Genomic DNA, 22,432 nt, shown 5'->3' with positions numbered 1-22,432 from the left:
AAATTTCACTTGTCGATTATAATATATACAGCAGGGCGAAAAGCAAGGCTGCCGGATCATCCTGAGAAGATGCTGACCGACAGCCTTACCGCGAACCGACCCGAAGGCCGCCCGCTCACCAAGAGTAGCCCTGCCGGGCGCCGAGGGTCAAGCCCACTGGAGGTGCACGATGACCAGGACGCAGAAGAGCGCCGCTTCCGCATCGCAGCAGACTGGCTACACGATCCGCAAGAAGGACCGCAACTGGATGGTAATCGACCCCGCGGGCCAGTTGGTGTGCATCACCGTCTACAAGAAGGGCGCGGTCGAAGTGGTGCGGCGGCTGGCGGCCTGAGGACGAAGCGGCGCGGCTCCCAAGGAGGCCGCGCCGCTTTCCTCATTGTGGGGGTGCTCTCGCAACGCTGAGTGCCTTGGAACACGGCCCCGCTTCAGCGCGGTCTAGGGGGCTGCGGGTTGGCCGGAAGGCCCGTGGGAGCCGCCGGGGTCAGCGGCGCTCGAAGCGCTGGGTCAGGCCGGCGGCCTCGTACAGCGCGCGCGTGTCGTACAGCTTGCCGGCGCGCACCACGTGCGTGGTGTGGCGGATGTCGGTAATGCGCTCGGCGGGACGGCCGTCCACGATCACCAGGTCAGCCACCTTGCCGGTGGTGATGCTGCCGTAGTCCGTGTCCTCCTTCATCACGCGCGCGGGAACGATCGTGGCGATCTGCAGCACCCTGGCCGCGGGGATGCCCGCGCGCTCGTAGATCTCCAGCTCGCCGTGAAAGGAGAGGCCGGGGAAGTTGTCCGTGCCCGCCACCAGCGTGACGCCCGCGTCGAACAGGCGCTTGAGCAGGCGGCGGTAGTTGGCGCTCGCGGCCTGCGCCCGCGCCGCCTCCTGCGGGTTGCCCGTGCCGCCCACCGTCATGTTGCGGCGCAGCACCTCCGGCAGCCACGCGATCGTGGGGCCGAACACGGGATCCGTTCCGTCCGGCAGCGGCGAGCGGTCCTGCCACAGGTTGAAGGTGCCGTCCACCACCGTCCCCTTGTCGCGCAGGAACAGGATCAGCTGCGTCATCTCCGGCGAGTCCACGTTGAACGTGGGCGCCACGCCGGTGGCCACCTGGCTGTAGGCCCGCATGCGCGGCAGGTACAGCGAGTCCTGAAAGAAGGTGGAGAACAGGAACGCGGAGTGGTTGATCTCGTCGAAGCCCAGCGTGACGGCGCCCTGGACGGTGAGCCCCCGCGGCACGTGCCCGCTCAGCCGCATGCCGCGCCTGTGCGCCTCTTCCGCGATGGTGGGCACCAGGTCCGGGTGCACCAGGTTGTAGAGCTTGATCTGGCGGTACCCCATCGAGTCGTAGCGGGCCACCCAGGCGCGCGCCTCCGCTTCCGTGCGCACCAGCACGTCCGACGGCCCCGCCCAGTGCCCCGGGCCCTCGATGAAGCCGGCCAGGATCGGGCGCGGCGCCAGGTAGGTGCCCGCCTTTTCCCGCTCCCGCTCGGAGAGCGCCCCGTCGATGTCCGCGGCCACGTCGCGCACGGTGGTGATGCCCGCGGCCAGGAACAGCAGCCCGTTGGCCTCTTCGCCGATGAAGTGATGGTGGGTGTGCATGTCCCACATCCCCGGCAGCACCGTCTTGCCGGTCGCGTCGATCACGCGGGCGCCGGCGGGGATGCGCACGGAGTCCGCGGGACCCACGGCGGTGATGCGGTCGCCCTGGATGACGACGGTGGTGCGGGGACGGATGGTGCCGCGCTCGCTGTCGAACACGTCGCCGTTGCGGATGACGAGCGGGCCCGTGCGATGGTCCGCGAAGCGGCGCGCCACCGCCTCTGCCCGCCGGGCGTGGTACTCGCGCTCGATGGCGCGCAGCGTGGGCAGCGCGTCCTCGGCGCCGCGGCGCACGGTGATGAACCAGCCGGCCTGGCTGGCGAACAGCTCGCCCGCTTCGTCCAGCCACACGCCGTCCGGCGACAGGCCCAGCCCGCTGACCATCACCAGGCGCACGCGCTGGGGCGTGCCGTTCACCGCCACGCTCGCCTCGCCCGCGACCTCGGCCGTGGCGGTGCCGACGGGGATGATGCGGGTGGTGCGGTTGGGCTGGCGCAGCAGGTGCGCCGCGAGCCGCGCCTGGTCGTACGGCGTGCCGGCGCGGGGGTTGTAGTACGTGCCCGGCTCGCGCGGTACGCCGGCGGAGTCGCTCGGCGAACCGAACCGCACCCGCTGCCCAACGACCTCGAAGCGGTCCCACACCGATGAAGGCGGCGCGCCGGCGGGAAGGTTGCGCGACTCCATCCTGACCAGGCCGCCGTCCGGCGCCAGCCAGTAGCGCGTCTCCACGCGCGGGCCGCGCTGGCGGTCCTGGTAGATAAAGCGCACGACCACGGAGTCCGCGTCGCGGGTGACGCGCATGTCGCCGGCTGGGCGGCCGTGGTTCAGGACCACGTACTGCGCCGGCTGCGCTTGGGCGGGCGCGGGCACGGGCGTCTGCAGGGCGAGCGAGAGCAGGGCGATCAGCATGGGATGCGACGTGTTCGGGGACGGGCCTGGGGGCGGCGGCGCGCGCATGACGCTCTGCGCGCTGCTTCAAACGCTTGGGCAATCTGTCGCGAATCGCCTCCGTCGAACAGGTGGCTTTCGTGCACGAGAAACCCCGGGCCCGGCCGCGCTCCGGAGCTGATCACCAGCACCCCGCTGACGCTGTTCGTGATCCCCGTCGTCTACACGCTGGAAGGCTTTACCAACCGCCTGCGCCGCGGCCGCGCCAGCCACGCCCCGCGCGTAGTGCACGCCGCCCCCGCGGTGCGCGATCCGGAGCCGGTGGCGGCGGACTGACGGCTGTCGGCGGATCTGGATGCAGGACGAAGCGGCGCGGCTCCCCGAGGGGGCCGCGCCGCTTTCCTCGTTCGGTGGCGGAGCGGCGCAGAATGAGACGAACGGGCGAGGGATGATCCCCCGCCCGTTCGTCGTCAGCCGTCTGCAACGTCAGAAGTTGCGTATGGCGAGGGTCTGCAGGACCACGTTGGGCGTGTTGCCGGTGGCCGAGATCACCCAGCCGCCCCGGTTGGTGAGCGTGATGGTGTTGCTGGCCCCCAGGTTGACCAGGTTGGTGATGTCGAGGTCGTACGAGTACGCGTCGCCGTGCCAGACGGCGTACGGGTCGCTGGGGATGTCGTTGGCGGTAAAGTCGGGGCTCCAGAACAGGCCCCACAGGTAACCCGGCTGGCCCCACGCCGCTCCGCGATCGTCGTAGTAGTCCTCGCCAAAGCTCTGGTTGCTGTACCAGTACGTCTGGGGAATGAACTTGTTGCTCAGCGTGACCGGATTCCCGTTCACCAGGATCTCCAGCACGTTGCTGTTGCCGGCCGTGCTGCTCCAGTTGATGCGCCCGCTGAAGCTCAGGCGGATGGGCCCCGACGACGGCATGCCGATCGTGTAGCTGACGGCGGTGAGCCCCGATGTGGGATGGAGCGTGGTGCTCGACGAAAGCAGCTGATAGCCGCCCGCGGTCAGCAAGCGCGGCTGGGCGCCGTCCGGGCTTGCGGGGTTGCCACCGCCGGCGTCGGAGCAGGCGGCTGCGATAGCCAGCGCGAGGCCGGCGGCGACGGTGCGACTGATGCGTGCCAGCGTTCCGTTCATCACGTCCTCCAGGAAGAGGTGTGGGAGGAACCAACCCGGGCGGCACGTAGGCGCCACCCCGCAGTACAGTTCTTTTCAAGACCTACCATATACCTAATCTCTCCGCCGGTCAAGAACTTTCTCTCACCCTTCACACGGATAATTGTGCACTGGAATGATGATGGTTGCTTGTTGATCAGCCCCCGCTGGATCGCACTTCGTTCAACCGTAAATATGAACCGGATATCCTTATCAGACGATATCGCGCATCGGACGGCAACGCGTAGCCATTCCGGACTGCAGCCGATCGAACGAACTCCGCGGCCAGGCTGTCCCGCGCTTCGACGCAAGGAATCGCGGGTCACGATCATTCCGGCTTGGAGACGCGCGGCAGATTCGTTACCTTTCGGCTACCCAGCCTACCCGCGTCCCGCCTGCACGGCGGACGCGTCCTGCATTCGGCCGCGCTCGCGGCCCGCGTCACATCCCCTCCGAAGGTAAGCGCATGACCACGGTGGATCCCGCCGTCGCCGTTCCGTCCATCTACCGTCACGCACCGCGCCGCACGGCCAGCGAGAAGGTGCTGCGCTGGAGCGCGACGGCGCTGGTGGCGACGGTGTGGATCAGCGCGACGCTGTTTGGCCTGTACATCCTGGCTTTCTACGCCGGCGCCCTGGCCGAGGGCGAGATGGCGGCGTGGAACCGTGTGCTGCCGGGCCTGCACGATCCGGAGACGCCAGCCGCCACGGCCGGCATTGGCCTGCACTTTTTCGCGGGCGGCGTAATCCTGGCGCTGGGGTGCATTCAACTGATCGGCGCCGTGCGCGACCGCTTTCCCGCCGTGCACCGCTGGAGCGGGCGCGTGTACGTGCTGGCGTCCATGCTGGCCGGCATTGGCGGGCTGACGTTCATCGTCACCAAGGGCACCATCGGCGGCGCGGTGATGGACGTGGGCTTTGGCCTGTACGGCGTGCTGACGGTGCTGGCGGCGGTACAGACCATCCGCCACGCGCGCGCCGGGCGGATGGAGGCGCACCGCGCGTGGGCGCTGCGCCTGTTCGCGCTGGCCATTGGCTCGTGGCTGTACCGGATGGACTACGGCTTCTGGGTCCTGCTGACGGGCGGCGTCGGGCACGCCGACAACTTCACGGGCGTGTTTGACCGGGTGATGGCGTTCTGGTTCTACCTGCCCAACCTGCTGGTAGCGGAAGCGTTCATCCGTGGGCGCCGCGCGGCCACGCGGCCGGCCGTGCGCCTGGCCGCCGCCGGCGTGCTGGTGGTCGCGACGGGCTTTCTGTTGCTGGGCACGTACTACTTCACCAAGATCTACTGGGGCCCCGCCATCCTGGCCCGGCTGCCGGGGTGAGCCGCGGCGCCGGTCGCGAGTTCGAGACACGTGGATCGGCTGGATGCAAGACGAAGCGGCGCGGCTCCCGAGGGGGCCGCGCCGCTGCTCTCTATCGTGCCTGGGTTCGTGCTTCAGATCTCCATTTCACCCGGACAAAGGAATTCGACGCGCACGCCGTTCCGCTGAAGTGCCGGGTGGTGCTCCCACCAGTCACGGTCCACCGCGTTGAGGACTACGGCCGGCTGCGGGCCGGCCAGTGCGACCGCGACAAACTTGCGGTCGGATGGATCAAAGGCGGTGAGGGCCGGGTCATCCGGGTACTCCTTGAAGCCACGCTCCGCCTGCGGCGTGATTGGCACGAGCGTGCACCACGAGGGGTCCGCATGGCGCGTGAGCACCGTGCGCAAAAAGGCATCGCCCACGCCCGGCTGGCCTGTACTGCGCAGCTGGTTCTGGTACTCGCGGATAATGCGCCAGCCGTCGTCCAGCAGCAGACCGCCCCGTGCCGTAACCTCGCGGATGCGGCGCACGCATTCCAGCACGCACTCCGGCGAGGCATGCGTGGGATCGTGCGGGTAGTTGGCAACGCGTGCGACGTTGGTGTCCACCGCCCAGTGCGTCATGCAGTGCCTCGCCTTGCCATCTGCCGGCGCATGGCGGCTTCGGCCATCGCGGCCAGGTCTCCCATCTCGTCGCCAAAGAAGTTGGGTGGCCAGTTGCGAATGTTGCCAAACTCGTCAACCTCCAGCGGGTTCAGCCGCGACATGCCTTGTTCATCATGGGCGAAGTACAGCGCCACCTGCTCAGGCGAAATCTGTTCTTCAGCCATGCGGCGTTGAAGCCGTCGCAGCAGGTGTTCGCTGTGACTCTCCAGCACCAGTTGTACCCGGCGCCGTTTCATAGCGTCGATGAATACGTCGGCCAGTCCCGACTGCACGGCGGGGTGCAGGTGGATTTCCGGCTGTTCCAGCAAGATCGTGGAGCCTTCGGGGACGTAATAGCAAATCGTCAGCACGGGGAGGATTTGCGAAATGCCAAATCCCACATCCGTGATCAGGACCGGCGGCGCACCCGCGCTACGCGTAATCCACACGCGGTACAGGTTGCTCTCAGGAGTGATTGGTTCCACGCTGAAACTGTGCACCAGGCCGAGTTCCTTGAGCCAGTAGCCTACGTACTCCTGCACCGTGAACGCCTTGGTCCCTTTACCGCGCGAGATCCTGGGCTGCTCCTGCGATGCCATCAACGCGTCCACCACCCGCTCGCCGCGCTGTCCCATGTCGGCTGGCTCGGCGCCGGCCCATGTGTACTCCCGCTTGGGATAGTCGCGAAGCGGTCCCAGGTAGTACACACGGTTCATCTGCTCTTCGAACGCGAGCGCAAGGTCCGAAAGAAAGCTGGCGTTCTGATAGTACGCCTTTACCTGATCGGGAAAGCCGTAGCTCTTCACGGGATCGGGAAGATCCCATGCGCGCCCGCGGAGGCGCTTGAAGCCGAATCCGCTTCCGGTTGCCTCCAGTTCGTAGCTGTGCTCCTGCCGTTCTTTGCGGCGCATGGCAAAGGTCCGATCCGCGAAGCGGTATTCCAGCCGCTCCACCCGCATCCGGCCTTTGTTTCCGGCAGCGTGGATGCGTGTGCAGAAGTTCATCTCCGTCCCGGAGAACATTGTGGCATCGGGACGGGCGGGGTCGGGGATGGTGAGTTCTTGGGGAAGTGTCCAGTGCAGGTTGAACTCAAATGGTCCTTTCCCCTGGTGCAGCATCTCGCGAAACGTACCCAGGCGCACAGGGTCCGAATCGTCGCCCAGGTTAAGCACCTGCTTGCGGTCGGATGATTCCACGGTCTGCTTCATCATCAGCAGCGCCTGAATGATGCTGGTCTTCCCGGAGCTGTTGGTGCCGAAAAGGCCCGTGATGGGTGCCAAACCCAGGCCGCCGATGGAACGCCAGGATTTGAAGTTTTCCAGTCCGAGTTGCTTCAGCATCAGAAACCGCGCTCCTGTACGGTGCCGGCCAGCACGCAGAAAGAACTTACGGCAATGCGCCGATTGCGCCTGCGATTTACCACAAGATTGTCCATGCCAGCCCCATCCGCCAGTCTCGCGAAGAACGGTGGTGGAGGCTTACACAGGGGCCGGCACGGACGCAACGGGTACGCGCGGAAAACCCGACAGTGAGCTGTTGTGCGTTACCTCCACAAGCCTGGGACGTGGCGGTGGTGCGGCGGCTCGCCGTGAGAACGGCGAAGCGGCGCGGCTCCCGAAGGCCGCGCCGCTTCCGTTCTCATCCACCACACGCGTGTTGCCCCTGCCGCAGCCCCCGCTGCTGCTGCCCCGCTTACCGGGCGTGGGCGCGGCTCAGCAGGGAATCCAGCGTGGCGCGGTCGTACACGGTGCCGCCGCGCATCACCAGCCGGATGCGGCGGGTGTTGCGGATGTCCGCGAGCGGATTCGCGTCCAGCAGCACCAGGTCCGCGGCGGCGCCCTCCGCCACGATGCCCAGCGAGTCGCCGACGCCCAGGAACCGCGCCGCGTCCGCCGTTGCTGCGCGCAGCGCCTGGTACGGGGTGAGTCCGGCCTGTACCAGGCGCTCCAGCTCCCCGTGAAGGCTTGCGCCGGCGACCACGCATGGGTTGGGCACGTCGGTGCCCGCCAGCAGCGGAACACCCGCGCGGTGCAGCGCGCCCACGTCCTGCACAAAGACGGCGTAGTAGTCGCGGCGCGTGTGCGCGTCTGCCTGGTGAAACGTCTCCACCGTGCCGCGGCAGGCGGCCTGGCTCGCGGAATCGGCGTACTGCAGCGCCGGCCAGTCCACCGTGGCGCTGTCCTTGAGCTCGTTCACCATCGTCGGCACCACGTGGGTGCCGTTGCGCCGGTAGCGCGCGTACAGGTCGGCGGCGCAGGCCGGGTCGCGATCCGCGAGCAGCGCGAGCTTGCCCTGCAGGTACGGGCCGTAGCCGTCGCGGCCCCACACGCCCAGCAGGCCCATGGAGCGAGTCCGCGCGTCAGCGGCACAATCCCCCACGGTGATGTCCAGCCCGCCATGCTCCAGGGTGGCCTGTCCCGCGTCGGATGCGGCCGCCGCGCTGACGGACAGCGGCACGTGTCCGGCAAACGGCAGCCGCTGCACCCGGGCCGCCTCGGCGACGGCCTCGTACACCGTTGGCGAGAGCGACGCGTACACCTTGACGAAATCCACCCCCGCCCGCGCCAGCGAGTCCACGGCCGCCCGCGCCTGCTCCGGCGTTTCCAGGTGCCAGGCGATGGCGTGGCTCCAGCGCTGCCGTGGTCCGTCCAGCAGGGGCCCGGGGGCGAACAGGCGCGGCGCGGGGGTGAGTCCCTGGGCCAGCCGCGCGCGGACGACCCGCAGGCTGTCGAGGTAGCCTCCCATGTCGCGCACGCCGGTTACGCCGTGCGCGATGAAGAGCGGAAGGAACGCATCGCTTTGGGAAAGCGTGTGCACGTGCATGTCCCACAGCCCGGGGACCAGGTATCCGCCTCCCGCGTCGATCGTTCGCACACCCGCGGGAACGGCGATGGCCCCGGCCGGCCCGATCCGCGCGATCCGTCCGCCACCGATCAGCACCGTCTGGCCCCGCCACACCGTGTCGCGGATCATGGGGACGACGTTCACGCCGACGATCGCCAGGGTGATGCCCGGCTCGGGCGCGGGGTGGGTCGCGGCGGAGCGGCCGCAGGCGCAGGCGAGCAATCCCGCCAGGATCAGGAACAGGCGCGGCATACGCATTCAGCGTCGGGGAATAAGGCGGAGATCCATCCATCGCGGCGGCTCCGGACCGGCGCCGCACCCGCCCTGGGGTGAGCGCCGTCCCCGAACGATCCATCGTCCCTCCCCCCGTCGCAACCGCCATCCGGCAAGCTGCCCGCACGCGGCGGCGAACTGCCCGTGGCACCCGTGAGCGGCAGCCCCGTTGCGCCCCGGGGACGAGATTCCGCCCGAACCTGGAGCAGGGTGCGGCGGCTCACCGCGCGACGAAAGCGGCGCCGCGGAGAGAGTTCCACGGCGCCGCTTGGGTGGGTCCTGATCGGTCGGATGACGAGTCGCCTCAGCCCTGGTCCTGGCCCTCGTTCTCGATGAAACCGCCGGCCGGCGCGGGGTGCGGCAGCGTCCAGCCGAAAAAGACCTGCGTCTCCACGATCCGTCCGTCGCGGACGCGGTGCAGTTCCGCGTTGCGAAAGCGCTTGCCGGCCATCGTGCTCTCGTAGGCGATCCAGGCGAGATCGCCGTCTTCCGTGCCATGGAGAACATCCACCCCCGTCATCACCTCGCTCCCGGGCCAGCAGCGCGCAAAGTAGGTGGCGCGGTCCAGCGCGTTGTCCACGGGCGAGGTAAAGCGGTACTCGTCCGCGATCACCTCCTCGATGGCGGCGCGGTCCTTGTTCACGTAGGCCTGCAGGGCGCGCTTCACCGTCTCCAGCGGGCCAGCCATGGGGGGATCTCCGGTCATGGGTCTGTGCGTGTGGCCACGCGGTCGCACAGCGGCAGCCACGCGCCCTCGGGCTTCCATTCCCACGCGATGGTCTGCGTGCGATCGTCGTCGCTGAAGGTGATGGTGGCGCGTTCGGTCTGGCCGGAGAACGTCCACACCTTGCCCTCGCGCGTGACCGGGTAGTCGCGGTAGAAGCCGTGGTTCTCAAAGCTGCGGGCAAAGTAGCCGCCGCGCTCCGGGTCCACGCCCATGACGGAAAGCGTGTCGAACACCATTCCGCCGGGCCGCGCGCGCTCCTCCTGCACCAGGAAGAACGCTCCCGTGTGCCAGTAGCCGCGGTGCTCGCTGATCCACTCCACGCCGTTGGCGCGCGGATCATCGCCCGATTGATCCGTGCCGCCGTAGGAGGTGCCCTGCGCCTTCCACTCGCCCAGGAACACCGCCAGCGCCTCGTGCATCGCGGTACGCCGGGGCGCATTTGGCATGGTTTCGTCCGCCATCTGCCGTCTTTCCCCAGCGGTGGATGGATCCTGGAGACCGCCGTCTTGTGCGGCCCGCCTGGGCGTGCATGGCCGCATGCAGCAACAATGCCCTTCGGCCGGGGATGATGCGCAGGGGGAACCGGCGCCGTGGAAATCCTCTCCACGGCGCCGGTTTTGTTCGTCAGCCCTGTGTGGCCGAGGGGCTGCCCTTCACCAGCATCTCGATGTACCCGTCGGGGCTGGTGCCGGGCGGCAGGTACGTGATGGCGCGGAACCCGTTCTTCGCCGTGATGATGGAGTCCTCCTCGCGGACGGCTCCGCCGCGCACGGTGTCGATGCCGCCGTTGGTCCAGTTCAGGTCGTCGAGCTTCTGGTCCCGCCGGTTGATGGGTTCTACGCAGAACAGCCGGCCGCTCTGCCGGTCGCGCACGTAGTAGCGTCCCGTGGTGCTCATGGATGTCTCTCCGGTCGTCGTTGCCATGGGTGGATGATCATCGTCTCCGCCGGCGCGACGCCCTGGGGCGGCGGCGCTCAGCGGCGCGCGTGCTGGTCCATGTTGCACCTCGCGGTGACTGCGTGAAAATCGGGACCCGCCGGTCTCCGGGAAGGAGACATGGCGGATGTGGGACACGAAAAAAGGAGCCGCGGCCCGGGCCGTCCTTCTCCGCGGGCGGAGGAGGACGGCTTCCAGGGACGCGACTCCCGTTGCTCCACAAATCTACGCCAATCCGTTGTTTCGTCAACGGACGCCCCCGCAATCAGCCGGCAGGCGTGCAGGGGAAACCGTCACACGAGCCAGGAACGCGGCTCAGCGGAGCGGCGCCGCGTGTCTGGTCACCGGCTCAGACCGCGGATCAGCGATCCTTTCGTGCACCGGCCGCGTTCACGTTACGCGACGCAGCCCGGCTGCATGGTCGGCTGAACGTCACGGTTGTCGCACGCCGCGGCATCCCGGCTCAAAAACGGGAAGTAGCATCCCTCGGTGCAGTTCGCCATCGTGTCGTCCTCACAGCCCGTCGACTCGCAATTCGCACTGGCGCATTGGTCGGAGAAGAGTTGCCGAGCCTGTACCGTCCCTCGTACACGCCGATCCCGCGTGTCCGTGGAGAACGACTCCACCGCCAGTTGGTCCGGATTCAGACGCATCTTCTTCATGTGGATCCCTTTCTGGATGTGAACCAGCGGCACGAGGCGATTTCGCCCGACGCACTTGCACCGCACTGAGGGCGGCGAGTCTTGCCTTTGGCGTCGCAAAGGGAAATAGTGGTGTGCCGAAACAAGGGCAAGGTGCACCGGCGGCCACGCCGGGATTCCAGACCCGCCGCACGCGGATCGAGGAATGCTCCTTGCGGCGCGGGGCGGGCGGAGCCATCATGCCCCGTCGGGAAAATCTCGATTCGCCTGGACGCCTTCCGCGCCGGGCACCTACGACAACGGCAAACCCGCTGAAAGGCGGGGACGCAAAGCCTACGAGGCTACCGCCGCACCGATGCGGCCATGCCGGTCGGGTTGCCGAACAGGTGCTATCCATGCGCACGCTGCCCCAGACCCCAGAACTCACCCCCGGCGCCTTTTCCGCCGCTGGGGAAATCCTTTCCCGCCTTCCCGCAGACGCCGTGGCGCGCCTGCAGCTGGCCGCGGCCGCGCTGGTGCCCGAGGCGGGCGGCGCGCCCCTGCACACCGCCGGCGCCCCCGAGCTGCAGCAGGTGCTGCTGAGGGTCGTTCTGCACCACGGCACCAGCCTGCGCGCGGGGGCCGTGGGCAGGGCGCACGTGCTTAGCCCGCCGCAGGGGCTGGACGCGGGACTCGCCGACGCCTCCTTCGCCGTCGTGCGCCTGGCCGCGGGGGACGGGGAGCCGCTGGGCAGCCTGCTGGTGCTGCACCGCGGCCCGTGGACCGCCGCGGAGAGCACGGGGGTGGAAAGCCTGGTCTACGTGGCGCTGGCCGAGCTGCGGCTGCTGCGCGCCGGCGACGCGCTGCGCACCGCCGAGGAGCGGCTGGCGCTGCTGGAGCGGGCGCTGTACGCCGTGGACCTGGGTGTCACCATCACCGACGCCAGCGGGCGCATCGTCTTTACCAACCCGGCCGAGGCGCAGATGCACGGCTACCGGCTGGAGGAGATGTACGGCCGCCCGGCCCGCTCGCTCGCGCCGCCGGAGCTGTGGAGCGCCGACATGGCGGTTCCCGCGCGGCCGGTGCACCGGTGGATGCGGGAGCGCGTGAACGTGCGCAGCGACGGCACCCGCTTTCCCGTGCGCCTGTGGTCCGACGTGGTGGCCACGGACGATGACCGGCCGCTGGGGCTGGTGACGTGGAGCGAGGACCTGAGCGTGCAGCGGGACGCCGTGTCGCCCGCGCACGAGGGCGAGCGCGATCCGCTTACCGGGCTGCTGAGCCGCACCGCCTTTCTGCGCGCGCTGGAGGAGGCGTGCGCGGGGCGGGGGGAAAAGGGGTGCGGCGGGTTTGCCGTCCTTTTTGTGGATCTGGACCGCTTCAAGGCCATCAACGACCGGCTGGGCCACGCCGCCGGCGACGCCGTCCTGGCCATCGTGGGCGAGCGGCTGGCGGCGTCGGTGCGCCCCACGGACCTGGTGGCGCGCATTGGCGGGGACGAGTTCGCCGCGCTGCTGCGGGGGGTGGAGCGGGAGCAGGACGCGCTGAGCGTGGTGCAGCGTATCCAGCGGCTGCTGGCGGAGCCCGTGACCATCGGTGACGCCGAGATGAACGCGTCGGCCAGCATTGGTGTGGCGCTGGGCGGGAGCGCCAACTCGCCCGAGGGGATCCTGGCCATGGCCGACCGCGCCATGTACCAGGCCAAAACCCTTGGCGCGGGGCACCACGGCTTCAGCGAGCCCGGCGTGCTGGAGCACGAGGCCGCCGTGCTGCAGGTGGAGCAGGACCTGCGGCGGGCCATCGCCAACAACGAGCTCACCCTGCGCTTTCAGCCCATCGTCTGCCTGGAGAGCGGCACCCTGCAGGGGCTGGAGGCGCTGGTGCGGTGGAACCATCCGGAGCGCGGGCTGCTGGGTCCGCAGGCGTTTTTGCCGGTGGCCGAGGCCACGGGAGCCATCGTGCAGCTGGACCGCTGGGTGCTGTCGGCGGCCGTCCGCCAGCTCAAGGCGTGGGAGAACCATCGCGTGCTGCGCGGCGTGCCGGTGAGCGTGAACTTCAGCGGGCGGCACGTGGTGCATTCGCGCGCGGTGGAGGACGTCAAGCGCGCGCTGGCGGAGGCGGGCGTGGCACCCGGCCGGCTGATCATCGAGGTCACCGAAACCTCGTTCGTCGAAGATTTCCAGACCGCGGCCTCGGTGCTGGCGGCGCTGCGCGAGCACGGCGTGGGCATTTGCCTGGACGACTTTGGCACCGGGTACTCGTCGCTGGGCTACCTGCGGCAGTTCGGCTTCGACCGGCTCAAGATCGACCGCACGTTCATCCAGCGCATCGGCGACAGCGCCGCCGACGAAGCCATCGTCCGCAGCATCGTGGCGCTGGCCGAGGCGCTTAACCTCACGCTCACCGCCGAGGGCGTTGAAACCGTCGCCCAGCGCAGCGTGCTTCAGCGCCTGGGCTGCCACGACGCGCAGGGCTTTCTGTTCGGACGCCCAATGGACGCCGGCCAGGTAAGCGCGTGGAAACCGTTGCCCGTGCAGCAGATGTGACCGAAGCGCGCGGAAGTGCGCTGCCCGGAACGGACGGCCAGCGTGGCAATTTCGCAAAACGTGTCTTGTGATGGCATGATGAATGCGTATGTTTGCGGCTGTTGCATTCCGTACGAACTTGCGCTTTCCTCCCCACCCGAGCACGAAAAACCTGATGTCCTCTGCGTTGAACCAGCCGGCCGCTCGCCTTGCGTGGATTGCACCGGAGATCACCGATCTGCCCGCGCTCAAGGACCTTACGCTGCTCACCGGCCCCGGGATCCCCGGAGGAGACGTAGCCGGGACGTTCAGCTACTAGAAAGATTTTTTCCGTAAACGCAACCAGCGGCCGGTCGGATGTTCCGACCGGCCGCTTTGTTGAATCGAAAGGGTTCGACAGAGCGGCAGTGCCCAGGAAGCACTGCAGAGCGCGGTGACCTACGCGCCGCCGGCGGCCGCAACACCCCGATCGAAATCCAGATCCACCCACCGCGCCCAGTCCGCCGGCGCGCCCCGGCGGTCGCGATGGCTGCCGGGGCTTACCTCGGCCTCACCCGTATCGGCGGGAAAGAGGAAGAGGGAGCCGAGCAGGATTTCGCCCGAGGGAATCCCCATCCACCCGAACGCCTCCGGCCCCCGCAGCGCAGCGCCCGACGACCAGTAGCTGCGGATGCCGCGTGCCGTGGCGGCAAGGAGCAGATTCTGCACGGCCGCACCCGCCGCGGCCACGTGCTCCATGTTCTCTTCCGTGGCCTCGAACAGCCCCGTCACCGGCCCCTTGGGCGGGTTGGGAAGCCAGGTGGCCTGTACCAGCGCCGACGCGGCCGCCAGCATCCGTGGGATCTTGCTGGTGTTGCCACGCTCCAGCAGCGCCTGGCGCAGCGCGCGGCAGCCGTCCGCATCAAGCAGGTAAAAGCGCCAGGGCACGATGGACGTGAGCGCTCCCGACTCCTGGTGCACCCGCGCCGCCACCCGGTGAAACGGCGCCCACCCCGCCGTGGCCGCCAGCGCCTCGACCATCGCGCGCGCATCCACCGCAGGCAGCGGCGCGTCCGCCATCACCTTCGACGTCCGCCGCTCGCGGATCACGCCGTCCACGACCTTTGCCCGATCTTCAACCATCCCTTTCATCTCCCCTGAAATGTGCGGAGGGGATGATAACGGGTTACGGCGCGCGCTGTCCAAGACCGGAGCATGGGTGCCCCGTCGGCACACATGCGTCGTGCATCCTGAAGCTCCGCTTCGCACACCATTCCCGCGCCTCGCGAGATCTGACGCGACGTCGCGTTGAAGTCGCTAAGCACACTTTTTGCGCCGAATGGGGTGCTCTGGCGACTTCGCGCCGGGTACGTATGCTCCATCTTCAGCGGAGGGATGTGCCATGGACCGGATTGTTTCACGAGGCGTGCGCCTGGCATTTGGCGCCGCGATCCTGGCGACGACAGGGTTTGGTGTGCGCAGCGCCATGGCGGAGCCGGCTCCGGACCGCCAAGCCGCACTCGCCTGTCAGCCGGGGACGATCCAATGCGCGTGCGACGATCGCGTGTGGTGCCAGCGCTCCCCGTGCCCCATCTGCCCGTAACCGGCAGGGCAGGCAGAAAGAACGCGGCGGACCGAGCCTGTCGGCCCGCCGCGTTTTCATTCATTCGCCTGCGCGAACGGTCGATATGCCGCCGGGTGGCGCTCCCGGCTACCCGGTGTCGCGAGGTGGTGGACGCGGGCGGGCAGCGTTAGTTTCCGCACGGCACCCGGCGCGGCTCTCTGGAGCCGCGCCTTTGTGTTGCGGGCAGGGCACGTGCGCGGAACGGTTCGTGAAGATGCAGGCCCCGGATGGAAGATCAACACGCCCAATGAGATAACCTCGACGGACGATGACGGAAGATATCACGGAGACGGTGGACGCGGAGCAGCAGGCACCGGAGACTCAGCCGGAGCATCAGCAGACGGCGGAGGGCGGGACGGAATCGGGCGGTACGGTGTGGATGGACTACCCGGCGCCGGACGACGGCGCGTTCCACACCGTCGTGGGCACCATGAAGGTGCTGGAGCAGCTGGAAAGCCCGCAACTGGGCAACCGGCGCGACATCTTGGTCTATCTGCCGCCCTCGTACGGCCGGAGCAATCGCCGCTACCCCGTCGTCTACATGCACGACGGGCAGAACCTTTTCGACCGGGCCACCAGCTTTGGCGAAGAGTGGGAGGTTGACCAGACGCTCGAGGCCGCCAGCGAGCAGGGGCTGGAGGCCATCGTGGTCGGCATCCCCAACCTGGGGAAGGAGCGGCTGAACGAGTACAGCCCCTGGCACGACCGCCGCCACCAGCAGGGCGGCAGTGGCGAGGCGTACCTGGAGTTCATCGTCCATACGCTCAAGCCCATCATCGACCGCGACTTCCGCACCATGCCCGGGCGCGAGAGCACGGGCATCGCGGGGTCCTCCATGGGCGGGCTGATCAGCCTGTACGCCTTTTTCAAGCACCCCAAGGTCTTTGGCTTTGCGGGGGTGATGAGCCCGGCGCTCTGGTTTGGCGGCCGCTCCATCTACCCGTTCGTCAAGGAGCGGCCGTTCGTCCCCGGGCGCATCTACCTGGACGTGGGCACCAGCGAGGGAAGCGACGAGCTGCACGACGTGCGGCGCCTGAAGGACATCCTCACCCAGAAGGGCTATCGCGAGGGCCGCGACCTGCTGTACGTGGTGGAGATGGGCGGCCAGCACAACGAGCGCGCCTGGGCCCGCCGCCTGCGCCGCGAGTTGCACTTTCTCCTGGGCGTCCCCGAGCGCGCGAAGCGCGTGGTGCGGAGGTCGGAACCGCTGTGAGGGTGTGAGGGTGTGAGGGTGTGAGGGTGTGAGGGTGTGAGGGTGTGAGGGTGTGAGGGTGTGAGGGTGTGAGGGTGTGAGGGTGTGGCGGGCATCGCACTGCGCCCGCGGCGCCCCCTCCGGGCTCGTAAACCTCGCCCACCTCCCCCAAAAAAACCTGGGGGAGGTTGCGTGTTGCCGATGCATCGGGGCGATGTGGCCGCGGCACTTTGGCGATTGGGATGGATTCGCGGCGACGATCCTGCTGCGGACGCGCAGGTGCGTGGGACGTCGCAGACAGCCTGGCTGCCGTGTCCGCGAAGGCGGACAGCGTGAGGTTGTTGCCGCGATTTTAATCGCTCTCCGGGATGTTGCCGACCCGCCGGGCCACACTTCGGCCCCTCCACGCGCACGGTACCGTGAACTGCCGCGAACCCGCCATTCCGCGAAGGCGGAATTCGTGTAGTTGTTGCAGCGAATTCATTCGCCCTTACGCCCCGGCCGACTCACCTGCTCCAACACCCAAAAGCCCGCTTCTCGACGGAGAAGCGGGCTTTCGCGGCGTTCATCCAGCGGCTTGCTCACGCCCTCAGGCTGACCGGCGCGAACGCACTCCCGCCAGGAATGCCACCCCCGTCACCAGCGAAACAAATGAAAACACCGCCATGCGCGGCGGCGCACCGGTCCCCGCCGCGAGCTGCGCAAGCTGAGGGAACAGGACCAGCCCGCGGAGCGTGAACACGGCGCCGATCAGCACCAGTGCCACGGCCAGCAGCGGCAGCCGCCGGATGCGTCCCGCGCCCGACAGTGCGTACGCGCCGAACACCGCGAACACCAGCGCCAATCCGGCGCTCATCAGGTCGGGGTACGCGTAACCCGCCGCCTTTGCCCGCCCCAGCTGCGGCGCGCCGACGTACCCGTAGGCGTGTGGATCCAGGAAGATGATGACCGCGTGCAGAAGCGCGATCGCATAGCACAGCGCGGCGGCAAGGCTGAGCCAGCGGGACGGCGGGTGCATGGCGGCTCGTGTTCGATGGAGAGGGTGCAGGGGAGGATCATCAACACTGCTTCGCCGGATGCATTCCACGCAAGCGGCTCGCGCGGGATGCACCTCACGAAAAAACCCCGGCTCTGCAGGAGAGCCGGGGCTTTGCCATCTTCCGTACCGCGTCGCCTGGATCAGGCAAAGGCGAGGGTGCCGGCGCTGTGGTACTGGTTGGCGGCGTCGATAAAGTCCTCGAACAGCCGGTGCGTGCCCTCGTCGTTGTCCAGCAGCATCTCCGGATGCCACTGCACGCCGACCAGAAACTGCCCCTCGCGCGTTCCCTCCAGCGCCTCGATCAGCCCGTCCGGTGCCCACGCCGTGGCCACCAGCCCCTCGCCGATGCGCTCCACCGCCTGGTGGTGCATGGAGTTCACCATCACCTCGTCCTCGCCCAGCGCGGCGTGCAGCCGCGAGCCGGGCGCCACGCGAATCCCGTGCGCCAGGTAGTCGCGCGCCCATCCCGCGCCGGGAAAGTAGTCGTGCTTGATGGAGCCCTCGAACAGGCCGTCGCAGTCCTGGATAAGCGAGCCGCCCGCCGCCACGTTGATCACCTGCAGACCGCGGCACACGCCAAAGACCGGCTTGCCGTCCGCCAGCGCCCAGCGCGCGAACTGCAGTTCCACAAAGTCGCGCGGCGGGTCCGTGCGGCCGCACAGCTCGTGGCGCTCGGCCCCGTACGACTGCGGGTCCATGTCCACGCCCCCGGCGATGAACACGCCGTCCAGGCGGTCGTAGATGGCGCGCAGCGTCTCGAGATCGTCGTCCAGCAGCGGCACCATCCAGGGGATCGCGCCCACGCTGGTGCAGGCGTGAAAGTACCGCTGGTTCATTACCCACGACGCCGGAAGGTCTTCCGGAATCCGGTCGATGGACTGCAGCGTCTGGGTGGCAATGCCGATGACGGGCCGCTGGCGCATTGTTTACAACCTGCTGAGGATACGCGACTTACGTGATTTCCGGTAGTCAGTCGCGGGAGGGCAAGATCGGGGCCGTGATCCAAGTATCGCGAATCCGCCCGCCTCCGGCAACCTCTCCGTACCCCGCCGCACTACATCCGTTTCCCGCCGCTGCGATTCCCATCCACCCCAGCGACTTTCCGTCAGCGGGGAGGGCGAGCGGGTGATCAGAAATCCGCGGGAAGGCGGGCGGGGGCGAGCTCGTGGGCGGGCGGGGGCGTGGTGGCGGTGGCGGAGTCGTGGCGCACGTGGTTCACGGGTGATCCGCCGCGCGGGCCCAGCACCAGGTCCGAGTAGCCGTTGGCCGGGTCGCCGCCGCCACGGCGAATGCGCGCTACGGTGCCCGGGCCCCGGTTGTACGCCGTCAGCGCCTCTTCGGCGTCGCCGTCGTACACGGCGAGCAGGTCCTTGAGGTAGCGAAAGCCCAGGCGCAGGTTGGTGTCGCGCTCCAGCAACTGCGCGCGCGTGATGCCGGGCTGCAGGTAGTTGGCCGTCGCCGGCATTACCTGCGTGAGCCCCAGCGCGCCCGCGTAGCTCTCCGCGTCGGGCTTGAACGCGCTCTCCACCCGCACCAGGCGAAACGCCAGCTCCGTCTCGATCCCCTCCGCCCGCGCCGCCTGTTCGATCGCCGCCGCCAGCTCCGTGGAGATGCCGTACCGGCGCGCGTACTGCGCGATCACCCGCCCGCGCGCCTCGGCGGCGCGGGTGGCGGCGACGGCCTGCTCCACGCGCGACCACACGCCCGCGGCCACGGCGCGCATGGGCGGCAGCAGCGCCAGCAGCAGCACCAGCGCCGCGGCCGCAGCCACGCGTCCGCGCGACGGCCGGCCCATCGGCCGGACGCGCGCGCGGGCCCGACGAGGGCTGCGGCGTTGGGCGTTTACGCGTCTGCGCGGAGGCTTGGACATCGGGTAGATCGGGTCGCTCAGGTGTCCGTGGATGCCCGTAAACTACACGAATGCGCTTCCCGGCGGAACGGCCGTGTCTCCGCCTGGCATGAAATCACAAGCAGGTACGGCGTTATTCCCGTCCCCGGCCGACTCGTTTGACGCTCGATCGCGCTATCAGTCATCCTGAGGCTGAGAGGGTGTCGAGAAACCTCGAATTGTGCCAGTCATCCTGAGGGAGGCGCCGCTCCATACCCTGCTCATACACAACACCCTGGCGCCGACCGAAGGACCTTGCCGGCAGAAGCGTGAGGCTGACTTCATGCCCCGCCCTCTGGCTTCCCGGTGGCGGAGAGAAGGTCCTTCGGTCGCACGCAAAGTCTTGTGCAGATTCGGATTCCGCGTGGTGCGCTCCCTCAGGATGACGGGTTGCGATGTTCGGCTGCCGCGAGCTTCACGGCGCGCGAAGGGCGATGTCGCGGCGGACGCTGTCGGCGTCGGCGTTCTGCGCGGTGGGGAGGGAGAACTGCGGCGTGTCGGAGTTGCGCAGCCCGCTCCCCCCGCGGCGCCAGCGCCCACAGGTGGTCGCACTGTTCGACGTTGCGGCGAACGGGCGGCGGATGCGAATCCTAGCATGATGAACGCCCTGCGGGGGATGCGGACGGGGCGTGCTGCGGCGAGATTGCGGTGCGGCCCGCGTGCCGGCGCGCGGAGAACGCGACCCGGCCTTAGCCGGACGGCTAAGCCCGCGGTGACGCGGCGAAGACGCGCGGGGCCAGGCAGGTGACGGTGCGGGGCCCGGGCTCCAGGACCATGAAGTCGACCACCAGCCGCACGCCGGGGACGAGGCCCGCGTTGGCCAGCGCGCACTGCAGCGCGCCAAAGCCGGGCGCCGCGCCGTGCAGGTGCACGTCGCGCCCGTTCACCTCCGCGCGCAGCCGCCCGGCGCCAATGGAGGGCTCCGCGGCCAGGCGCGCCTCCACTTCGCGGCGGATGGCCGCCTCCTGTGTCTGCCGCTCCTGCGCCTGCGCGGGCGTCTCCGCGGGCCGGCCGCCACCCAGCAGGGCGCACCCCTGGACGAGCACCGACGCCAGCGCCAGGATCATCATCGACCGACCCGTACCCAGACGGACTTCGCGCATCCACTCACCACGTGTGGGGAAACTTTTCGCCCGCCGCCTCCGTTTGAACAGGAGACAGGGGCCTCTGGAACGCATGGATTTCGCAATCGGCAGGCCAGCCGCCGCCCGTGGGCGGACCGCGTAGCACCCAATCGGCAATGCGAAGATACTTCGAGAACACGCGCACGCATACCTATTCGCTGCTCTTCGCGCTTCCGCTGCTCGTGCTGTACGAGATCGGGGCGATGATGATCTCGGGGCGCGGCGGCGGCATGCGCAACGGCGCCGACGTGCTGCTGCGCACCCTGCTGGCCGCCGGCGGGCTGAGCGGCACCCTTGCGTTTACCGCCGTGCTGGCCGTGGGCGCGGCGGTGATGGTGGGGCTGGAGCAAAAGCGAAAGCGCGTTCCCGTGCGCCCCGGCTACTTCGCCGGGATGCTTGCGGAGAGCGCCGCCTACGCCGTGCTCTTTGGCGGGCTGATCGCCGCGGCCACGCAGGTGCTGCTGGGCGGGATGGTACGCATGGCGGCGGACGGCGGGTCGATCACCAGGCTGCCGCTGCTGGATGGCGTGGTGCTTTCGCTGGGAGCCGGCATCTACGAGGAACTGCTTTTTCGCGTGCTGCTGACGGGCGGCCTGTTCGCCCTGCTGGTGGCGGTGGGCGTGCGGCGGACGACGTCCGGGGTCCTGGCGGTGGTGGTATCCGCCTTCATCTTCTCCGCCTTTCACTACATCGGGCCCTACGCGTATCCGCTGGAGCTGAACAGCTTTACCTTCCGCTTTATCGCGGGGCTGGCGTTCAGCGGGCTGTACATGGTGCGCGGTTTTGGCGTGGCGGCGTGGACCCACGCGCTGTACGACGTGTTCCTGGTGCTGGCGGGGCAGGGGTAGGGAAGTGCGAGAGTGCGAGCGTGCGAGCGTGGCGGCTACCGGGCTCGCGTGGCGGATGATACCTTGTGTTTCCACGGGCCCCGGCGCAGGCCCCTCCCGGGCGAGCACCACTCGCCCACCTCCCCCGAAACCGCCGGGGGAGGTTGCGTAGGGTAGGGATCGCGGCGCTTCGGAAGGTCGGGTGCGGGATGGTGGGCCGCCCCCCTCCCCGGCCCTCCCCCGCAAACTGCGCGGGGAAGGGAGGTGCGACGCACCTTCGGAAACGGGATTGAAGTTCTCCTCTCCCCCTGCAGTTCGGGGGGGAGAGGCCGGGAGAGGGGGGCGCCCGCGGGCGCCAGTTCGATGCCCGTCGTCGAGCCTCGCTCTCTCTGCTCGTTCTCCCCTCTCCGTTTGGAACGAACGGGGAGGGGCCGGGGGAGGGGCACACTGCGGACGCAGTTCAATGCTCATCCACCGGCCTGTTACCACCCCCGACGGAACCGATCGGGACCCTTCGCGGGTACGTACCGCGCCGGCGGACGATGCGCGCCGGTCCGCGAGCCCGATCCACAGCAGACAATCTGACAATCTCCAACGGAGAAGCCGTGCCCATGCGCAGTCCCTTTGTCATCGTTCCCGCGCTCGCCCTGCTGGCCGCCTGCGACAGCGGAGGCGGAACCCGCTCGAATCCGCTCACGCCGCAGGAGGTGCAGGGCGTGTACGCGCTGTGCACGCTGCGCTTTCAGCCCAGCAACACGGCGCTCCCCGCGGCCAACCTGCTGACCAGCGTGATCGACACCACGCCGCCGGCCAACCGTCCCATGCCGTCCATCGCCCTGGCGGTCAACGGCTCGTACGACCTGGCGTATACGGCGCAGCAGACGCAGTTCCTGGAGCAGGTGCGCGGCTCCATCGGGTACCGCGAAGACCAGATCAGCCTTTCGCTGCCGTCCACCGGCAACGCCGCGGCGCTGCTGTTTCCCAAGACGCTGCTGCTGAACTACGACGCGGCCGGCCACCGCTTTACGGGCGACGCGGGGGGGTTCGCGTACCCCGTGGCGCGCGCCGACTACGCTGCCGCGGCGGGGATCAGCCAGGAGGGGCTGCAGGCCTCCATCAACGGCACGCTGCAGGTGGCGTTCGACCTGGACGGGTGCTGAAAGAGGCGCGAACGCGGTCCGTTCGCTACAATTACCACGAGGCTGAACCCGGGCGGGCCCGGCGCGAAGGTTGCGCGGGCCCGC

The 22,432-nt window shown here is 68.8% G+C and carries 22 protein-coding genes and 1 riboswitch; of the genes, 8 read left to right on the top strand and 14 right to left on the bottom strand.

Annotated elements, in window-relative coordinates:
• Positions 1-169 precede the first annotated feature (169 nt).
• Entirely contained in the window at positions 170-334 is a 165-nt protein-coding gene (locus ACOJUJ_RS03940; RefSeq protein ID WP_420125544.1) for a hypothetical protein, read from the top strand.
• A gap of 150 nt (positions 335-484) precedes the next feature.
• Here ACOJUJ_RS03940 and ACOJUJ_RS03935 read toward each other — a convergent pair whose 3' ends face one another.
• Complete coding sequence (locus ACOJUJ_RS03935; RefSeq protein ID WP_420125543.1) at positions 485-2,500, bottom strand: amidohydrolase family protein; 2,016 nt, start codon at positions 2,498-2,500, stop codon at positions 485-487.
• 186 nt (positions 2,501-2,686) lie between these two features.
• Here ACOJUJ_RS03935 and ACOJUJ_RS03930 point away from each other — a divergent pair, with 186 nt between their 5' ends.
• The gene (locus ACOJUJ_RS03930) at positions 2,687-2,815 is read left to right on the top strand and encodes a hypothetical protein (RefSeq protein WP_420125542.1); all 129 of its coding nucleotides are present in this window, start codon (positions 2,687-2,689) and stop codon (positions 2,813-2,815) included.
• A gap of 150 nt (positions 2,816-2,965) precedes the next feature.
• Here the strand turns inward: ACOJUJ_RS03930 and ACOJUJ_RS03925 are convergent, their stop codons facing one another.
• Positions 2,966-3,619, bottom strand: a complete 654-nt coding sequence (locus ACOJUJ_RS03925; protein ID WP_420125541.1) for a hypothetical protein — start codon at positions 3,617-3,619, stop codon at positions 2,966-2,968.
• Positions 3,620-4,103: 484 nt separating this feature from the next.
• Here ACOJUJ_RS03925 and ACOJUJ_RS03920 point away from each other — a divergent pair, with 484 nt between their 5' ends.
• Positions 4,104-4,964 carry a DUF2306 domain-containing protein gene (locus tag ACOJUJ_RS03920; protein WP_420125540.1) on the top strand — a complete coding sequence of 287 codons (861 nt, stop codon included), beginning with the start codon at positions 4,104-4,106 and terminating at the stop codon, positions 4,962-4,964.
• A 113-nt stretch (positions 4,965-5,077) separates the two neighbouring features.
• On the opposite strand, the gene ACOJUJ_RS03915 is transcribed toward ACOJUJ_RS03920, so the two are convergent.
• The 7 genes from ACOJUJ_RS03915 to ACOJUJ_RS03885 form a co-directional block, all read right to left on the bottom strand.
• Positions 5,078-5,569, bottom strand: a complete 492-nt coding sequence (locus ACOJUJ_RS03915; protein ID WP_420125539.1) for a hypothetical protein — start codon at positions 5,567-5,569, stop codon at positions 5,078-5,080.
• Positions 5,566-6,930 (bottom strand): DUF3696 domain-containing protein, encoded by a 1,365-nt coding sequence (locus tag ACOJUJ_RS03910; RefSeq protein ID WP_420125538.1) that lies wholly within the window; start codon positions 6,928-6,930, stop codon positions 5,566-5,568. Before ACOJUJ_RS03910 ends, ACOJUJ_RS03915 begins: the two co-directional genes overlap by 4 nt.
• Before the next feature lie 352 nt (positions 6,931-7,282).
• A complete protein-coding gene (locus ACOJUJ_RS03905; protein WP_420125537.1) occupies positions 7,283-8,692 on the bottom strand; it encodes an amidohydrolase family protein in 1,410 nt (469 codons plus the stop codon).
• Between the two features lie 319 nt (positions 8,693-9,011).
• A complete protein-coding gene (locus tag ACOJUJ_RS03900; protein WP_420125536.1) occupies positions 9,012-9,395 on the bottom strand; it encodes a nuclear transport factor 2 family protein in 384 nt (127 codons plus the stop codon).
• 14 nt (positions 9,396-9,409) lie between these two features.
• Positions 9,410-9,895 carry a hypothetical protein gene (locus ACOJUJ_RS03895; protein WP_420125535.1) on the bottom strand — a complete coding sequence of 162 codons (486 nt, stop codon included), beginning with the start codon at positions 9,893-9,895 and terminating at the stop codon, positions 9,410-9,412.
• Positions 9,896-10,058: 163 nt separating this feature from the next.
• The gene (locus ACOJUJ_RS03890) at positions 10,059-10,331 is read right to left on the bottom strand and encodes a hypothetical protein (protein ID WP_420125534.1); all 273 of its coding nucleotides are present in this window, start codon (positions 10,329-10,331) and stop codon (positions 10,059-10,061) included.
• A gap of 434 nt (positions 10,332-10,765) precedes the next feature.
• The gene (locus tag ACOJUJ_RS03885; RefSeq protein WP_420125533.1) at positions 10,766-11,032 is read right to left on the bottom strand and encodes a hypothetical protein; all 267 of its coding nucleotides are present in this window, start codon (positions 11,030-11,032) and stop codon (positions 10,766-10,768) included.
• 270 nt (positions 11,033-11,302) lie between these two features.
• A riboswitch (cyclic di-GMP riboswitch) is annotated at positions 11,303-11,394 on the top strand.
• 12 nt (positions 11,395-11,406) lie between these two features.
• Between ACOJUJ_RS03885 and ACOJUJ_RS03880 the strand changes: the two genes are divergently transcribed.
• Positions 11,407-13,536, top strand: a complete 2,130-nt coding sequence (locus tag ACOJUJ_RS03880; RefSeq protein WP_420125532.1) for a putative bifunctional diguanylate cyclase/phosphodiesterase — start codon at positions 11,407-11,409, stop codon at positions 13,534-13,536.
• A 154-nt stretch (positions 13,537-13,690) separates the two neighbouring features.
• Positions 13,691-13,834 (top strand): hypothetical protein, encoded by a 144-nt coding sequence (locus ACOJUJ_RS03875; RefSeq protein WP_420125531.1) that lies wholly within the window; start codon positions 13,691-13,693, stop codon positions 13,832-13,834.
• Between the two features lie 119 nt (positions 13,835-13,953).
• On the opposite strand, the gene ACOJUJ_RS03870 is transcribed toward ACOJUJ_RS03875, so the two are convergent.
• Positions 13,954-14,637 carry a nitroreductase family protein gene (locus tag ACOJUJ_RS03870; protein ID WP_420125530.1) on the bottom strand — a complete coding sequence of 228 codons (684 nt, stop codon included), beginning with the start codon at positions 14,635-14,637 and terminating at the stop codon, positions 13,954-13,956.
• A gap of 749 nt (positions 14,638-15,386) precedes the next feature.
• Here ACOJUJ_RS03870 and ACOJUJ_RS03865 point away from each other — a divergent pair.
• On the top strand, positions 15,387-16,331 hold the full coding sequence (locus ACOJUJ_RS03865; protein ID WP_420125529.1) for an alpha/beta hydrolase: 945 nt from the start codon (positions 15,387-15,389) through the stop codon (positions 16,329-16,331).
• A 568-nt stretch (positions 16,332-16,899) separates the two neighbouring features.
• Here the strand turns inward: ACOJUJ_RS03865 and ACOJUJ_RS03860 are convergent.
• The 4 genes from ACOJUJ_RS03860 to ACOJUJ_RS03845 all read right to left on the bottom strand — a co-directional run bounded on the left by ACOJUJ_RS03860 (position 16,900) and on the right by ACOJUJ_RS03845 (position 20,340).
• Entirely contained in the window at positions 16,900-17,328 is a 429-nt protein-coding gene (locus tag ACOJUJ_RS03860) for a hypothetical protein (protein WP_420125528.1), read from the bottom strand.
• 161 nt (positions 17,329-17,489) lie between these two features.
• Positions 17,490-18,272 (bottom strand): gamma-glutamyl-gamma-aminobutyrate hydrolase family protein, encoded by a 783-nt coding sequence (locus ACOJUJ_RS03855; protein WP_420125527.1) that lies wholly within the window; start codon positions 18,270-18,272, stop codon positions 17,490-17,492.
• Positions 18,273-18,478: 206 nt separating this feature from the next.
• Positions 18,479-19,120 carry a transglycosylase SLT domain-containing protein gene (locus tag ACOJUJ_RS03850; RefSeq protein WP_420125526.1) on the bottom strand — a complete coding sequence of 214 codons (642 nt, stop codon included), beginning with the start codon at positions 19,118-19,120 and terminating at the stop codon, positions 18,479-18,481.
• A gap of 818 nt (positions 19,121-19,938) precedes the next feature.
• Positions 19,939-20,340 carry a BON domain-containing protein gene (locus ACOJUJ_RS03845; RefSeq protein ID WP_420125525.1) on the bottom strand — a complete coding sequence of 134 codons (402 nt, stop codon included), beginning with the start codon at positions 20,338-20,340 and terminating at the stop codon, positions 19,939-19,941.
• A gap of 137 nt (positions 20,341-20,477) precedes the next feature.
• Between ACOJUJ_RS03845 and ACOJUJ_RS03840 the strand changes: the two genes are divergently transcribed.
• Together ACOJUJ_RS03840 and ACOJUJ_RS03835 are read left to right on the top strand one after the other, a co-directional pair.
• Positions 20,478-21,209, top strand: a complete 732-nt coding sequence (locus tag ACOJUJ_RS03840; RefSeq protein ID WP_420125524.1) for a CPBP family intramembrane glutamic endopeptidase — start codon at positions 20,478-20,480, stop codon at positions 21,207-21,209.
• A 590-nt stretch (positions 21,210-21,799) separates the two neighbouring features.
• Positions 21,800-22,348 carry a hypothetical protein gene (locus ACOJUJ_RS03835; RefSeq protein ID WP_420125523.1) on the top strand — a complete coding sequence of 183 codons (549 nt, stop codon included), beginning with the start codon at positions 21,800-21,802 and terminating at the stop codon, positions 22,346-22,348.
• Positions 22,349-22,432 lie beyond the last annotated feature (84 nt).

It is taken from the genome of Longimicrobium sp., from assembly GCF_048594345.1.
Classification (GTDB): Bacteria; Gemmatimonadota; Gemmatimonadetes; order Longimicrobiales; family Longimicrobiaceae; genus Longimicrobium.
This window is presented reverse-complemented; position numbering and strand designations above follow the sequence as displayed.